We start from the raw sequence: 15,167 nt of genomic DNA, 5'->3' as shown, positions 1-15,167 counted from the left end.
GAAAGGCGGGGTGGCTCTGGCACCCCGCTCCGGCTCACTTGGCCGGGACTTCCAGCGGCGATTGCTGGGGCGTCTCGTCCTGGATGCGTTGCGCTTCCTGCAGGGCGCGTGCTTCAGCCTGGGCACGTTCGTCGGCCTTGCGCTGCAGGTCGTCGAGGCGAGCTGGAGTCAGCTGCTGCAGGCGTACCATCATGCCTTGCACCAGGTCACGGCGAATCTCGTTGCGAACCTGGGTGGCTTCCTGGCCGGAGCCGGTGATGTTGTTGCCGTCGTACACGTAGTACTTCTGCACTTGCAGTTTGTCTTCCAGCAGAACGCTGTCGTTCTGGCCTTCGATTGCATAGTTGAGCACGGTGGTCAGCTCGTATTCCGCCGAACGGGAACCGCCGGTGTAGGTTGCCGCGCGCTGGGTTTCCTGCTCGTTGGTAAGCACGAGCTTGTAAGGCGCGCCGCTGTAGACCTTCACGCCGCTGTTCTGCAGCGTGGTGCGCAGTTGCTTGACCGTGTCGCCATAGGCGTTACGGGCGCTGAGGTCCAGTTCCTTGATGGTCAGTTCGGTGGTGCCAGTGCCGCGCAGCTGGAAACCGCAGGCGCTCAGCAGTACAGCGAGGCCCATTACCAGCAGATTGCGTTTGATCATGTTGTAGCTCCCTCGTGGGCCGAATACGCCCACCCGTGCGGGTGGGCGTTGCCATCAATTGGCGACGATGTTGACCAGTTTGCCCGGTACCACGATGACCTTGCGGATGGTCAGGCCATCGGTGAAACGCAGGACGTTCTCGTTGTTGCGGGCGGCGGCTTCGATCTCTTCTCGGCTGGCGGCGGCAGGCATTTCCACCTGGCCACGCAGCTTGCCGTTGACCTGCACCACCAGCGTCACGGTGTCCTGCACCAGGGCGCTTTCGTCGACGCTCGGCCAGGTCGCGTCGATCACCGCTTGTTCATGGCCCAACTGCTTCCACAGTTCGTGGGAGATGTGCGGGGTGATCGGCGCCAGCAGCAGGGTGACGGCCTCGAGGCCTTCCTGCAGCAAGGCGCGATCCTGAGCGCTGGCCTGGGGGGCCTTCTCCAGCACGTTCATCACGGTCATCACCTGGGCGATGGCGGTGTTGAACTTGTGGAACTGGCCCACGTCGGTGCTGGCTTGCTTGATCGCGGCGTGGATGGCGCGGCGGATGACTTTCTGCTCGTCGCTCAGGGCGGCGATGTCCAGCTGGCCCGGCAGGCCCTGTGCCACGTGGGCCTGGGCCAGGCGCCAGACGCGGCGCAGGAAGCGGCTCGCGCCTTCGACACCGGAGTCGGACCATTCCAGGCTCATGTCGGGCGGCGAGGCGAACATCATGAACAGGCGGCAGGTGTCGGCACCGTACTGCTCGATCATCGACTGTGGGTCGACGCCGTTGTTCTTCGATTTCGACATCTTCTCGGTGCCGCCGATTTCCACCGGCAGGCCGTCGGTTTTCAGGCGCGCGCCAATGATCTTGGCTTTCGCGTCGCGCTCGACCTCGACGTCGGCCGGGTTGAACCAGTCCTTGCCGCCGTTGCTGGCGACACGGTAGTACGTTTCGGCGACCACCATGCCTTGAGTCAGCAGGTTCTTGAACGGCTCGTTCGAGGTTACCAGGCCTTCGTCACGCATCAGCTTGTGGAAGAAGCGCGCGTACAGCAGGTGCAGGATGGCGTGCTCGATACCGCCGATGTACTGGTCAACCGGCAGCCAGTGGTTGGCCGCTTTCGGGTCGACCAGGCCCTTGTCGTAGTTTGGCGAGGCGTAGCGGGCGAAGTACCAGGACGACTCGACGAAGGTGTCCATGGTGTCGGTTTCGCGCTTGGCCGCGCTGCCGCATTTCGGGCAGGTGCACTCATAGAATTCGGGCATGCGCGCCAGCGGCGAACCGGCGCCGTCCGGCACCACGTTCTCCGGCAGAGTCACCGGCAGTTGATCTTCCGGAACCGGCACGTCGCCGCAGGACGGGCAGTGGATGATCGGGATCGGGCAACCCCAGTAGCGCTGGCGGCTGATGCCCCAGTCGCGCAGGCGGAACTGGGTGCGCGACTTGCCCAGGTCCTTGCGGATCAGCGCGGCTTCGATGGCGTCGAAGGCGCCCTGGAAGTCCAGGCCGTCGAACTCGCCGGAGTTGATCAGCTGGCCGTGCTCGCCGTAGGCGGCCAGCCATTCGCTGCCGACGTCGTCACCGGCACTGGTGCGCACCACCGCCTTGACCGGCAGGTTGTACTTGTGGGCGAACTCGAAGTCGCGCTCGTCGTGGGCCGGTACGGCCATCACCGCGCCGTCGCCGTAGTGCATCAGCACATAGTTGGCGACCCATACCGGCAGCTTCTCGCCGGTCAGCGGGTGCTCGACGAACAGGGAAGTGGCCATGCCCTTCTTCTCCTGCGTGGCCATGTCGGCCTCGGCGACGCTGCCGCTCTTGCACTCGTCGATGAACGCCTGCAGCGCCGCATTGCCCTGGGCGGCCTGGGTGGCCAGCGGGTGTTCGGCGGCGACGGCCACGTAGGTGGCGCCCATCAGCGTGTCCGGACGGGTGGTGAAGACCTTCAGGGTGCCTTCATGGCCGATGCTGGCCTGGTCGTACGGGAACTGCACCTCCATGCCGCGCGACTTGCCGATCCAGTTGCGTTGCATCGTCTTGACCTGCTCGGGCCAGCCCGGCAGCTCGTCGAGGCTTTCCAGCAACTCGTCGGCGTAGTCGGTGATGCGGAAGTAGTACATCGGGATCTCGCGCTTCTCGATCAGCGCGCCCGAACGCCAGCCACGGCCGTCGATGACCTGCTCGTTGGCCAGTACGGTCTGGTCGGCCGGGTCCCAGTTGACAGTGCCGTTCTTGCGGTAGATCACGCCTTTTTCGAACAGGCGGGTGAACAGCCACTGTTCCCAGCGGTAGTAGTCCGGCTTGCAGGTGGTGACTTCACGCGACCAGTCGATGGCCAGGCCCAGGCTCTTGAGCTGGGTCTTCATGTAGTCGATGTTCTCGTAGGTCCACTTGGCCGGGGCGACGTTGTTCTTCATCGCGGCGTTTTCCGCCGGCATGCCGAAGGCGTCCCAGCCCATCGGTTGCAGGACGTTCTTGCCGAGCATGCGCTGGTAGCGGGCAATCACGTCGCCGATGGTGTAGTTGCGCACGTGGCCCATGTGTAGCTTGCCGCTCGGGTACGGGAACATCGATAGGCAGTAGTAAGTCTCTTTGCCTGGCTGTTCGGTAACAGCGAACGATTGTTGCTCGTCCCAGGCATTCTGGGCGGCGGCTTCTACATCACGGGGTGTGTATTGTTCGTGCATGGCTACTTTGTATTGAGAGATAAGAGACATGTTCCAGGCAGCGCGACCTCGCTGCGTCCGGCACTCCGGTGTCGTAATAGAGTGAACGCCGTAGCATACATGAGCGTCGCGCGTCGTGGGAAACCCAGTTTGCATCGCGCGCCGCGCGGGCCGTTGGTCGTGACGGACGGCTGCTTTTGCCAGCGACGCTAAGCTCTTTTGTGGGGGGAGAAATTCTTACCTTCAATGAGGTGAACGGATGGGAGAGTCGCAACTACCTGCAAACAAACCGGAGCTGTACGAGCGCCTGATCGACCGCCTGGGCCTGGCACTGGAAATTGCCAGGACATCGGTACGATTGCGCGATGAGATGCCCGCCGAACTGGAGTTACGTGGTCTGAGCCACGCCGAGTTCGAGGTAATCAAGGCCTACCTGGAATCGCTCCCGGAAGGCCGTCATGCCAGCGCCGGTGCGTATACGCAGCCGGAACAGTCCACGGCCAGGATCATCTGGCTCAAGGATAGAAAGCGTTCAACCGCTCCAGCCAGATCCAGGACGCTGCCGTCCCGATAGCCGTTCAGGGTTGCAGGCGCAGGGCAACGCGCCGGTTCTTCGATACAACACGCTCCGATCGGTGCCGGTCGCCCTTGAGGCCCGGCGCCGATCCTCTTAGGCTGCATGCCTTCCATGGAGGTATGTCATGCCGATTCGCTTTTTCATCAAACAATGGTTGATGCCCCCGGGCCTGCTCCTGCTCCTGCTGCTGGCCGCCTGGTGGTGGCGACGGCGACGTCCGCGCCTGGCGGCCTTCTGTTTCACCGTTGGATTGGGTGGGCTGTGGCTGATGAGCATGCCGCTGGCGGTGGAGCAGGCGGCACGGGCGCTGGAGACCGAACCGTCCCTTGAACTGGTCGCTTGGAAAGAGCTGGCGAAGAAAGCCGATGCCATCGTGGTCCTTGGCGCCGGACGTGAACGGGGCGATCCAGCCTGGGGCGGCTCGGACCAGCCGACCTATGTCGCGCTGGAGCGCATGCGCTTTGCTGCGCAGTTGGCCAAGGCTTCCGGGTTGCCGGTGGTGACCAGTGGCGGCTTGCACTACGGCACGCCGCCCAGTGAGGCGCAGTTGATGGCTGATCGCCTGGAGGCCGATTTCGGGGTGAAGGTCGCCTGGAAGGAAGAGGCCAGCCGTACCACCTGGGAGAATGCCGACTTCACGGCGAAGCTGCTGCAGCCGTTGGGTATTCGTCGTGTGGTGGTCGTGACCCAGGCCTGGCATATGCAGCGCTCTCGCTGGAGCTTCGAGCGGGCGGGGTTCGAGGTGCTGCCAGCCCCGGTGGGCTTCCTCGGGCAGGAGCATGCGCGGCCATTTGGCGGATTACTGCCGGAAGGGCGGGCAATGTGGCAGAGCGGGCAGTTGCTGAATGAAGCGGTGGGGCTGCTGGGGTATCGGTTGTTCTATTGATGCCTGGCGTACGCGATCTCTGTAGGAGCGGCTTTAGCCGCGATGCAGGCGACGCGGCGCCTGCTACCCGCTTCGCGGGTGATCGCGGCTGAAGTCGCTCCTACAGGGGTGTTGCCGGTTAGACGGTCTTGGCGATTCGCCCCGCGAGCAGCGCCCAGCCCAGCAGCAACGCGCAGACGATCGCCAGCGGCCACGAACGCCATTGCAGGTAAGGCGTGAGTTGCTGCATCGGCACCACCTCGCCATACAGTACCGCTCGCTGGAACTGCGGCACTTGCGCGGTGATCCGGCCAAACGGGTCGATCAGCGCCGTCACGCCGTTGTTGGTGGCGCGGATCATCCAGCGACCGGCCTCCAGCGCACGCATCTGGGCCATCTGCAGGTGTTGCAGCGGGCCGATCGAGGTGCCGAACCAGGTGTCGTTGCTGATGGTCAGCAGCAGGTCGCTGCGCGCCGCCAGGCTGGCGGCGAACTCCGGGTAGACCACTTCGTAGCAGATGTACGGCGCGATCTGGTAGCCCTTGGCCTGCAGCAGTGGCTGGTCCTCGGGGCCGCGGGCGAAGTCCGACATCGGCAGGTTGAAGAACTCGATCAGCCCGCGCAGCATGTCTTGCAATGGCACGTACTCACCAAACGGCACCAGCTTCTGCTTGAGGTAGGTGCCGTCGCCCTCGCCGGTCACGGTGATGCCGTTGAAATAGCGGCGCTGGTGGCGCACTTCCTGGCGCACCGGCACGCCAGTGATCAGCGCCGAATGCCGCTCGGCGGCAAAGCCGCCCATCATGTCGATGTAGCCTTGGGCCTGGTCCTTGAGCACGGGGACCGCAGTTTCCGGCCAGACCAGCAGGTCGACGGGTTTCGAGCTGAAGCTCATGTCGCGGTACAGCGCCAGTTGCGCATTGACGTGCGCCGGGTCCCATTTCAGGTCCTGCTCCACATTGCCCTGCAGGGCGGCGACCTTCAGCGGGTCGCCCGCCGGCTTGGTCCAGGCGTGGTCCTTGAGGGCCAGGCCGACGATCCAGGGCGCCACCAGCAACAGCACGCCCACGGCCAGGAACGAACGGCGTTCGCGCAGGCGGTGGAGGTTGCACAGCAGGGCGGCGGTGAGTGCCAGGGCGAAGGAGATCAGCCAGACTCCGCCCAGCGGGGCGAGGCCGGCCAGTGGGCCGTCGAGTTGGCTGTAGCCGGCGTAGAGCCAGGGGAAGCCGGTGAGGAACCAGCCGCGGAAGGCCTCTTGCAACAGCCACAGGGCGGCGAAGCACAGGGCATCGGCCAATGGCGCCTCGTCGCGCCGCAGCCAGCGCGCCCAGAGCCAGGCGGGCAGGGCGAAGAAGAACGCCAGGCAGGCGAAGAACGCCACCAGCAGGGCAATCGCCAACAGCGGCGAGGCGCCACCGTAGGTGTTCATGCTGACGTAGATCCACCAGGTGCCGGCACCGTACAGGCCGAAACCGAAGCACCAGCCACGGCCCAGGGCCCGGCGCGGGCTCAGCTCGCGCAGGCCGGCGTAGAACAGGGCCAGGGACAGCAGGGCCAGCGGCCAGATGTCGAAGGGTGCCAGGGCCAGGAGGGTGGAGGCGCCGGCCGCCAGGGCCAGCAGGTTACCGGGCCAGCCGGGGCGGGTGATCCAGCGCATGTCGTTCCTTAGCGGGTGATCGGTGTCAGGCGCAGCAAGTGTATCCGGCGACTGTCGGCATTGAGAATACGGAAGCGGTAGCTGCCGATTTCGGTGGTTTCGTTGCGCTTGGGCAGGTGGCCGAAGGCGCTCATGACCAGGCCGCCGACGGTGTCGAACTCGTCATCGGAGAATGCGCTGTCGAAGAACGCGTTGAAGTTCTCGATGGGCGTAAGCGCCTTGATCAGGAAGTCGCCGCTGGGCAATGGCTTGATGTAGCTGTCCTCCTCGACGTCATGCTCGTCCTCGATGTCGCCGACGATCTGCTCGAGCACGTCCTCGATGGTCACCAGGCCCGCCACGCCGCCATATTCGTCGATGACGATGGCCATGTGGTTGTGGTTGGCACGGAACTCGCGCAGCAGCACGTTCAGGCGCTTCGATTCGGGCACGAAGGTGGCTGGGCGCAGCAGGTCCTTGATATTGAAACTGTCACCGTTCTCTTTGAGGATGAGTGGCAGCAGGTCCTTGGCGAGCAGGATGCCGAGCACATCGTCGTGGCTCTCGCCGATCACCGGGTAGCGCGAGTGCGCGGCGTCGATCACCGCCGGCAGGAACTCGCGTGGCGACTGGCTGGCCTTGATGCTGATCATCTGCGAGCGCGGCACCATGATGTCGCGCACCTGCAGGTCGGCGACCTGGATGGCACCCTCGACGATGGTCAGCGCTTCGCTGTCGAGCAGCTTGTTCTGATGGGCTTCGCGCAGCAGCTCGAGGAGCTCCTGGCGGTTTTTCGGCTCATGGGCAAAAGCCTGGGTCAGTTTACCCAGCCAGGACTTTTGCCCGTTGCTCGATCGATCTTCGCTCATGGCGGTTACTCGTGATCCTTGCAGTGTTCAGTGTGTGATTGAATCGGTTTCGTCGTCGGCGTACGGGTCCGGGTGACCCAGTTCCGCCAGCAATTCTCGTTCCAGCGCTTCCATCTCCTCGGCCTCATCGTCTTCGATGTGGTCGTAGCCGAGCAGGTGCAGGCAGCCATGGATGACCAGGTGCGCCCAGTGCGCCTCGAGCGACTTGCCCTGTTCCCGGGCTTCGCGCTCGACCACCGGCACGCAGATCACCAGGTCACCCAGCAGCGGAATGTCGAGCAGGTCGTCGGGCACGTCGGCGGGGAAGGACAGCACGTTCGTCGCGTAGTCCTTGTGCCGGTAAGTGTGGTTCAGCTCGCGGCCTTCAATCTCGTCGACCAGGCGGATGGTCATCTCCGAGTCGGCTGTACGCTGGCGCAGGGCCAGCTCGCACCAGCGGCGGAAGGCGGTGTCATCGGGGGCGGCGGCGTCCGTGGCCCGTTGCAGGTCGAGTTCAAGCATCTTTGCCGGTTGCCTCGGGCTTCGACTGACGGGCTTCGAAGCGGTCGTAGGCTTCGACGATACGCTGCACCAGCGGGTGGCGTACCACGTCCTTGGGCTGGAAATGGGTGAAACTGATGCCCGGCACGTCCTTGAGCACCTCGATCACGTGGGCCAGGCCCGACTTGGTGCCACGGGGCAGGTCGACCTGGGTGATGTCGCCGGTGATCACCGCGGTCGAGCCGAAGCCGATGCGGGTGAGGAACATCTTCATCTGCTCGAGGGTGGTGTTCTGGCTTTCGTCGAGGATGATGAAGCTGTTGTTGAGCGTGCGGCCGCGCATGTAGGCCAGCGGGGCGATCTCGATCACCTGGCGCTCGATCAGTTTGGCCACGTGTTCGAAGCCGAGCATTTCGTAGAGTGCGTCATAGAGCGGGCGCAGATACGGGTCGATTTTCTGTGCCAGGTCACCGGGCAGGAAGCCAAGCTTCTCGCCAGCCTCGACCGCCGGGCGCACCAGCAGGATGCGCCGCACCTGCTCGCGCTCCAGGGCGTCGACGGCGCAGGCCACAGCCAGATACGTCTTGCCGGTACCGGCCGGGCCGATGCCGAAGTTGATGTCGTTGGCCAGGATTTCCTTGACGTAGCGCTGCTGGTTGAGCCCGCGTGGACGAATGTTGCCCTTGCGCGTGCGCAGCGAGACGCTGACCTCGTTGACGGCCGGATTGTCGATGTGCTCGACGGCCGACTCCTGGAGGTAGAGATGGACGGTTTCCGGTGACAGGTCGCTGGCCTGGGTCTCTCGGTAGAGACGGCGCAACAGCTGTTCCGCTGCGGAAGTGGTCTTGGGTTCGCCGATCAGTTCGAATTGATTGCCGCGGTTGCGGATCTCGATGGCCAGGCGCTGTTCGATCAGGCGCAGGTGCTCGTCGAACTGGCCGCACAGGTTGGCGAAACGGTGGGCCTCGAAAGGTTCGAGGATGAAACGATGGGGTTGTATGGGTGCGTTCAAGGTCGTTTCTAGCCGCTCGACGGCGATGGATGTGAACTCAAGAATAACCCTTGAATGGCAGTGGCGAAAGCACTGAAACGATCAAGGGGTGTAGCCCTGTGCTGGCGCCTTCGCATTCAAGCCTGCTAGCGCCGCCCTTTGTAGGAGCGGCTTTAGCCGCGATGCAGGCGTGGCACCCGCTTCGCGGGTGATCGCGGCTAAAGCCGCTCCTACAGAGGTCGTGCCAAGTCAAGGGGGCCTTGCCTCGCAATGCGGCCGAAGACACCAACGCCGTTTGCCCGCCTGCAATGGATTGTGGCAGTGGAAGTTGACGATACGGTGAAGGCGAGGGCTCAGGGCAAGGGCGAAAAGGGTGTGCGCCCTTCGGCGTTCTGCAATTCGAGCAGGTATTTGCGGAAGATCTGGCCGAGCACCTGGGTGGCGTGTTCGAGTTCGTCGCGGGGCATTTGCTCGGTGACTTCGTCGGCCATGTCCAGGGCGTCCTCCGCCCCGTTGACCGCGGCCATTTTCAGCAGGATGTAGGCCTGCACGTTGTTGGCCTTGACGCCTTCGCCATGGAAGAACATCGAACCTAGACGGTACTGCGCCTGGGCCTGGCCCTGCAGCGAGGCCTTCTCGAACCATTTGAGGGCGAAGTCGAGGTGACGTGGCGTACCGCTGTAGTAGAACTCGCCCAGTTCGTATTGCGCCTCGGCATCCCCGGATTCCGCCGTCCGCTCGCAGGCCTTCAGGGCGCTCTCCAGTTCTTCGGGCGCTGTATTGAGGGTGCAGCGGCCCGTCGCTGGAATCAGCAACGAGTTACCGCCCTCCGCCAGGGCCAGCAGGGGCTGAAGTAGCAACAGGCAGCCCAGGGTCAGGGCGCGGCCGGTGCGGTTCATGGGGATCGACTTACCTCTGCAAAGCTGCGGCCAATATCTCTGGTGGCACATTATGGGATAAGCAGCGCCAACCTTACAAAGATTTACTCGAATTTCTGCCTCATGGAAGGAGGGACAGCTTCGGCGTGGCTGTGTGAACGGGGTCACACGTCGAGGGTTGTTCGCCGGCAAGCCGGCGAACAGGGCCAGGTCACTTGAGCTTGGCGAAGGCGCGCTCGGCCGCATCCAGGGTGATCTGCAGCTCCTTGTCGCCATGGGCGATGGAGGTGAAGCCAGCCTCGAAGGCACTCGGGGCCAGGTACACGCCACCTTCAAGCATCAGGTGGAAGAAACGCTTGAAACGTTCCGCGTCGCTGGCCATCACGTCGTCGAAGGTGACGATGTCGTCGGCGCCGCTGAAGTACAGGCCGAACATGGCACCCGCCTGCGTGGTGACGAACGGTACGCCTGCGGCATCGGCGCGTTGCTGCAGGCCGTCGAGCATGCGGCTGGTGAAGGCCGTCAGTTCGTCGTGGAAGCCGGGGCGGCTGATCAACTTGAGGGTGGTCAGGCCGGCAGCCATGGCCAGCGGGTTGCCCGACAGGGTGCCAGCCTGGTAGACCGGGCCCAGCGGGGCGATGCAGCCCATGATCTCGCGCTTGCCACCGAAGCAGCCGACCGGCATGCCGCCACCGACGATCTTGCCGAAGGTCGACAGGTCCGGGGTGATGCCGTAGTGACCCTGGGCACCGCCCAGCGATACGCGGAAACCGGTCATCACTTCATCGAAGATCAGCACCACGCCATGCTTGTCGCACTGCTCGCGCAGGCCTTCGAGGAAGCCCGGCGCCGGTGGCACGCAGTTCATGTTGCCGGCCACTGGCTCAACGATGATGCAGGCCACGGTCTGGCCGACTTCGGCGAGGGTCTTCTCGACTGCGGCGATGTCGTTGAACGGCAGCGTCAGGGTGTGCTTGGCGAAGTCCGCCGGCACGCCGGCCGAGCTCGGTACACCTTGTGTCAGCAGGCCGGAACCGGCCTTGACCAGCAGGCTGTCGGAGTGACCGTGGTAGCAACCCTCGAACTTGATGATGGCGTCGCGGCCGGTGTAGCCACGGGCCAGGCGAATGGCGCTCATGGTCGCTTCGGTGCCGGAGCTGACCATGCGCACCATCTCCATCGACGGCACGATCGAGCAGACCAGGTCGGCCATTTCGGTTTCCATGGCGGTCGGCGCGCCGTACGACAGGCCGTGTTCCAGCTGCCGGCGCACGGCGTCCAGCACGTCCGGGTGGCCGTGGCCAAGGATCATCGGGCCCCAGGAACCAACGTAGTCGACATAGCGCTTGTCATCCTCGTCGACGACATAGGCGCCTTCGGCGTGCTTGAAGAACAGCGGGGTGCCGCCAACGCTCTTGAAGGCACGCACGGGCGAGTTCACCCCGCCGGGGATGTGCTTCTGGGCTTCTTTGAACAGGGATTCGGAACGGGACATGGGATCTTCTCTCGAAATCAGGAGGCGAACAGGGCGTTGAAGGCACGGGCGCGGCGGGTGACTTCCTGCGCGCTGTCGGCACCGAACAAGCCGTGGATCACCGCCAGCAGGTCGGCGCCATGGGCGACCAGCGGGGCGGCGTTGTCGAGGGTGATGCCGCCGATCACCGCGATCGGCAGTTTCACGTGGGCACGGGCCTGCTCCAGCAGTTCGAGGCTGGCGGCCGGGGCGCCCGGCTTGGTGACGGAATTGAAGAAGCGGCCGAAGGCGACATAGCTGGCACCTTCGCTGGCGGCCTGCTCGGCGAGCTTGAGGCTGGCGTGGCAGGTGGAACCGATGATCGCCTGGCGGCCGAGCAGGGCGCGGGCCGGTGTCAGGGGGCCGTCGGTCTGCCCCAGGTGCACACCGACACCCAGGCGCGCGGCCAGTTCGGCGTCGTCGTTGATGATCAGCTGTGTGCCGTAGCGCTCGCAGAGCTTCTGCAGGCCTTCGGCTTCACGCAGGCGGCGCCCGGCGTCGTCGCTCTTGTCGCGGTACTGCAGCAGGCGGACGCCGCCTTCGAGCGCCGCCTCGACGTGGCTGAGGAAACGGCCGGCAAGCAGCTGGCTGTCGGTGATGGCATACAGACCGCGGAGCGTCATCGGGTGGCCTCGTGTCAGGAGCAGAAATCCAGGGGCAGGCGGCGCGGCACGTACTGGCCCTTGCCCAGTTGCTCGGCGTCACGCAGGGTGCGCCAGGTGTAGTCCAGGGCGCTGCGCACGGCGCTTTCCAGCTGCTCGCCGAGGGCCAGGCGACCGGCCAGGGCGCTGGCCAGGGTGCAGCCCGAGCCGTGGTAGCTGCCTGGCAGGCGCTGGCAGGTCCAGGTGTGCGACTGGCCGTCGCGGCTGTACAGGCGGTTGTGGATTTCGGTCTCGTCGCCGTGACCGCCGGTGATCAGCAGGTGTCTACAGAACGGCAGCAGTTTCTCGGCGCATTCGTCCGCCGTGCCGTCCGGCAGCTCCGCGAGGATACGCGCTTCCGGCAGGTTCGGCGTGGCGATGGTGGCCAGGGGCAGCAGGCGCTCGCGCAGGGCGTAGCCGACCTCGTCCTTGCCCAGGCGGCCGCCGCCGCCAGCGCGCAGCACCGGGTCGCAGACCAACGGCAGATGCGGGTGCGCGGCCAGCAGTTCGGCGACGGTGTCGACCATCTCGATCGAGCCGAGCATGCCCAGCTTGACCGCGGCCACCGTGGAGTCGGCCAGCACGGCGTTGGCCTGGGCCAGCACCCACTCGCGGTCGAGCACGCGGAAGTCGGAAACGTTGACGGTATCCTGCACGGTCAGGGCGGTCACGGCAGGCGCGGCGTGACAGCCCTGGGCGAGCAGGGCTTCGATATCTGCCTGCAGGCCGGCGCCACCACTGGGGTCGTGGCCGGACAGACAGAGGACAACGGGGCGGGAGCTGTAGGTATTCATGGTCGGCGAGCTTATCACCAAACCTTTTTGCGCGGATCGGTCGCTGCGCAAGATTTGTTGATCAAGTGGTCAGGATGTAATTGTGTGGGTCTCTGAAAGCTGCATGCTAGAGCTTCTGCATGCAAATTCGCAGTGGCCTCTGGCCATGCCGGAAAGCTATGCTAGAGTGCTCGGATAACTCGATAAACGGGCTCTGCCGGATCACGTCGTCTCAAAGGGAAAGGAGGCAACCGCGACGCGACTGGACAGGCCATGCTGGGGCTGTATGCGCTATTTGCTGATTGTGCTTCTGGGCTGCTTGCCCTTGCTCGCCGGGGCGGTCGAATTCGACGACAGCACCGGGCGTCTGCCGCTGGGCCGTTCCATGCTGGTCTACGAGGACCACGATGGTAACGCCACGATCACCCAGGTCAGCGCTCCCGCTTTTGCCAACCACTTCGTGCAACATCAGGACGAGGTGTTGAACGCCGGTTATTCGACCTCGGTATTCTGGTTGCGCATCGACCTCGACTACGCCGCCCCTCCTTCCGCCGCGCCGCGCCAATGGCTGCTGGAACTGGCCTATCCGCCCCTCGACCACCTGGAGCTCTACCTGCCGGATGAGCAGGGAACCTACCACCTGGCCCAGCGCACCGGTGACGCACTGCCTTACGCCAGCCGGCAGATCCGCCAGAACAACTACCTGTTCGCGCTGCCCATGCGCCCTGGCCAGTCGACCACCGCCTACCTGCGCCTGCACAGCCAGGGTTCGATCCAGGCGCCGCTGACCCTGTGGTCGGCCGAAACCTATCTCGAGGACCAACCCACCCGCCTGTACGTGCTGGGGATGATCTACGGCGTGCTGCTGGTGATGCTGGCCTACAACCTGTTCATCTACCTCAGCGTGCGCGATGTCAGCTACCTCTACTACATCCTGTACATCGCCTCGTTCGGCCTCTATCAGGTGTCGGTCAATGGCGCCGGTATCGCCTATTTCTGGCCGGACAGCCCCTGGTGGGCCAATGCCGCGACCCCGTTCTTCATTGGCGCCGCCGGTCTGTTTGGTTGCCAGTTCGCCCGTCACTTCCTGCAACTGGGGCGCTTGAGCCGAGGTTTCGATCGCCTGCTGATGGTGCTGATGGCCGGCGGCGGCCTGGTCATGGTCCTGGCGCTGACCCTGCGCTACGGCGTGGCGCTGCGCATGGCCACGCTGCTGGCGCTGTTGTTCACCGTGAGCATCTTCAGCGCCGGGCTGTATGCCTGGTGGCGCGGGCTGCGGGTGGCGCGCTGGTTCATCATCGCCTGGACCGCCTTCCTGTTGGGTGGGCTGGTCAACACCTTGATGGTGCTGGGCTACCTGCCGAACCTGTTCATCACCATGTACGCCAGCCAGCTGGGTTCGGCGCTGGAGGTGGCGTTGCTGTCGCTGGCCCTGGCCGACCGCATCAACAGCCTGCGCGAGCAACAGGCCCAGACCCTGCGCGAGACTGGCCGTACTCTGGAGCAGATGAACCTGCAACTGGCCCGCAGCAACCGGCTCAAGGATGAGTTCCTGGCCACCGTGACCCACGAACTGCGCACGCCGATGAACGGCGTTATCGGCTCGCTCGAGCTGCTGCACACCCTGCCCATGAGCGCGGAGCAGGCCCAGTATCACCGCACCGCCACCGGCTCTGCCCAGGACATGATGGCGATGGTCGACGACATTCTCATCCTCACCGAGCTGCAGGCCGGCCACCTGCGCAACCAGAACGGACCGTTCAGCCTGCGGCGCTTGATGCAGGAGCTGCGCGCGGGTTACGCCAGCCAGGCCCTGGCCAAAGGCCTTTACCTGAGCCTCGATGTGCCTGCCGACCTGCCCGACAGCCTGGTGGGCGATGCGCAAAAGCTTGCGCGCTGCGTGGCCTGTCTGGTGGACAACGGCCTGAAGTTCACCCATCAGGGGGGCGTTACCGTGCAGGTGCGAGGCCGTCGTACCGGGCCGGACAGCCTGGCCTTGAGCATTACCATCAGCGACAGCGGCATCGGCTTCGACGACCTGGACCAGGCGGTGCTGTACCAGCGGTTCGCTCAGGTGGATGGGTCGATGACCCGGCGCTACGGCGGGTTGGGGGTCGGGCTGTCGATCTGTCGGCAACTGGGGGAGTTGATCGAGGCGACGTTGTCCCACGAGTCCACGCCAGGGTTGGGCAGCCGATTCGAGTTGAGCCTGACGTTGGCGGTCGCGCAGGTGCAGTTGCCGCCAGCCCGGGTGGCTTCTGGCTTGAATCGATTCTAATGGGGCAAGGCCTTGTTGGCTGCCAGGTGGGCGGCAGCCTTGCGGCGCTCTTTAGATCGAGCGCCGCTCGCGCGGCGCATCGCGGATGAATCCGCTCCTACATTGGTTGCAACGTGCCGCATCCGTGAAGCCATGGTTGTCAGCCTTGGCGCATGGCTTGAATGGGGCGAGGCGACGGTAGCGCCAGCCGATAAACCGCGTCTTGCCAACAAGGCGGTCACCGGTAACCTCCCAGGCGTGACTGGCCCGAAACAAACGTGTAGGAGCGGATTCATCCGCGATGCGCCGCGCGGGCGGCGCTCGATCTCATGCCCGCGGCAATTCTCCCGACGAAGCACCCCCCATGTAGTCCGTTTTGTCACTTTGACTCACCGGGCAGCGGTGCT

General features: G+C 64.7%; 13 protein-coding genes. 3 read left to right on the top strand and 10 right to left on the bottom strand.

The features are described from left to right. Window positions 1–34: 34 nt before the first annotated feature. Entirely contained in the window at window positions 35–640 is a 606-nt protein-coding gene (gene lptE, locus JYG34_RS22715) for an LPS assembly lipoprotein LptE (protein ID WP_213658435.1), read from the bottom strand. A gap of 54 nt (window positions 641–694) precedes the next feature. Beyond that, window positions 695–3,301: a leucine--tRNA ligase gene (gene leuS / locus JYG34_RS22710; protein ID WP_213658434.1), complete on the bottom strand. Its 2,607-nt coding sequence runs from the start codon at window positions 3,299–3,301 to the stop codon at window positions 695–697. Between the two features lie 238 nt (window positions 3,302–3,539). Here leuS and JYG34_RS22705 point away from each other — a divergent pair, with 238 nt between their 5' ends. Continuing rightward, window positions 3,540–3,854, top strand: coding sequence for a hypothetical protein (locus JYG34_RS22705; RefSeq protein ID WP_213658433.1), 315 nt, complete (start codon window positions 3,540–3,542; stop codon window positions 3,852–3,854). Between the two features lie 127 nt (window positions 3,855–3,981). Continuing rightward, complete coding sequence (locus JYG34_RS22700; protein WP_213658432.1) at window positions 3,982–4,743, top strand: YdcF family protein; 762 nt, start codon at window positions 3,982–3,984, stop codon at window positions 4,741–4,743. Window positions 4,744–4,861: 118 nt separating this feature from the next. Here JYG34_RS22700 and lnt read toward each other — a convergent pair whose 3' ends face one another. From lnt to JYG34_RS22660, 8 genes are all read right to left on the bottom strand, one after another. Further along, window positions 4,862–6,379: an apolipoprotein N-acyltransferase gene (lnt, locus tag JYG34_RS22695; protein ID WP_213658431.1), complete on the bottom strand. Its 1,518-nt coding sequence runs from the start codon at window positions 6,377–6,379 to the stop codon at window positions 4,862–4,864. Between the two features lie 8 nt (window positions 6,380–6,387). Then, entirely contained in the window at window positions 6,388–7,227 is an 840-nt protein-coding gene (locus tag JYG34_RS22690; RefSeq protein WP_213658430.1) for an HlyC/CorC family transporter, read from the bottom strand. Window positions 7,228–7,254: 27 nt separating this feature from the next. After that, window positions 7,255–7,728 (bottom strand): rRNA maturation RNase YbeY, encoded by a 474-nt coding sequence (gene ybeY / locus JYG34_RS22685; RefSeq protein ID WP_213658429.1) that lies wholly within the window; start codon window positions 7,726–7,728, stop codon window positions 7,255–7,257. Continuing rightward, complete coding sequence (locus JYG34_RS22680; protein WP_213658428.1) at window positions 7,721–8,719, bottom strand: PhoH family protein; 999 nt, start codon at window positions 8,717–8,719, stop codon at window positions 7,721–7,723. The genes ybeY and JYG34_RS22680 overlap by 8 nt, the downstream gene beginning before the upstream one ends. Window positions 8,720–9,051: 332 nt before the next feature. Continuing rightward, entirely contained in the window at window positions 9,052–9,597 is a 546-nt protein-coding gene (locus tag JYG34_RS22675) for a tetratricopeptide repeat protein (RefSeq protein ID WP_011535824.1), read from the bottom strand. A 190-nt stretch (window positions 9,598–9,787) separates the two neighbouring features. Continuing rightward, window positions 9,788–11,071: a glutamate-1-semialdehyde 2,1-aminomutase gene (gene hemL, locus JYG34_RS22670; RefSeq protein WP_213658427.1), complete on the bottom strand. Its 1,284-nt coding sequence runs from the start codon at window positions 11,069–11,071 to the stop codon at window positions 9,788–9,790. A 17-nt stretch (window positions 11,072–11,088) separates the two neighbouring features. Next, window positions 11,089–11,712 carry a thiamine phosphate synthase gene (gene thiE, locus JYG34_RS22665; protein ID WP_213658426.1) on the bottom strand — a complete coding sequence of 208 codons (624 nt, stop codon included), beginning with the start codon at window positions 11,710–11,712 and terminating at the stop codon, window positions 11,089–11,091. 14 nt (window positions 11,713–11,726) lie between these two features. Further along, window positions 11,727–12,524 (bottom strand): hydroxymethylpyrimidine/phosphomethylpyrimidine kinase, encoded by a 798-nt coding sequence (locus JYG34_RS22660; RefSeq protein ID WP_213658425.1) that lies wholly within the window; start codon window positions 12,522–12,524, stop codon window positions 11,727–11,729. Between the two features lie 265 nt (window positions 12,525–12,789). On the opposite strand from JYG34_RS22660, the gene JYG34_RS22655 reads away from it, so the two are divergent. Beyond that, entirely contained in the window at window positions 12,790–14,781 is a 1,992-nt protein-coding gene (locus tag JYG34_RS22655; protein WP_213658424.1) for a sensor histidine kinase, read from the top strand. The last annotated feature ends 386 nt before the right edge of the window (window positions 14,782–15,167 follow it).

The sequence above is a fragment of the Pseudomonas entomophila genome (genome assembly GCF_018417595.1).
In the GTDB taxonomy this organism is placed as follows: domain Bacteria; phylum Pseudomonadota; class Gammaproteobacteria; order Pseudomonadales; family Pseudomonadaceae; genus Aquipseudomonas; species Aquipseudomonas entomophila_C.
The sequence above is the reverse complement of the archived record's forward strand: the minus strand, read 5'-3'. Positions and strand labels throughout refer to the sequence as shown.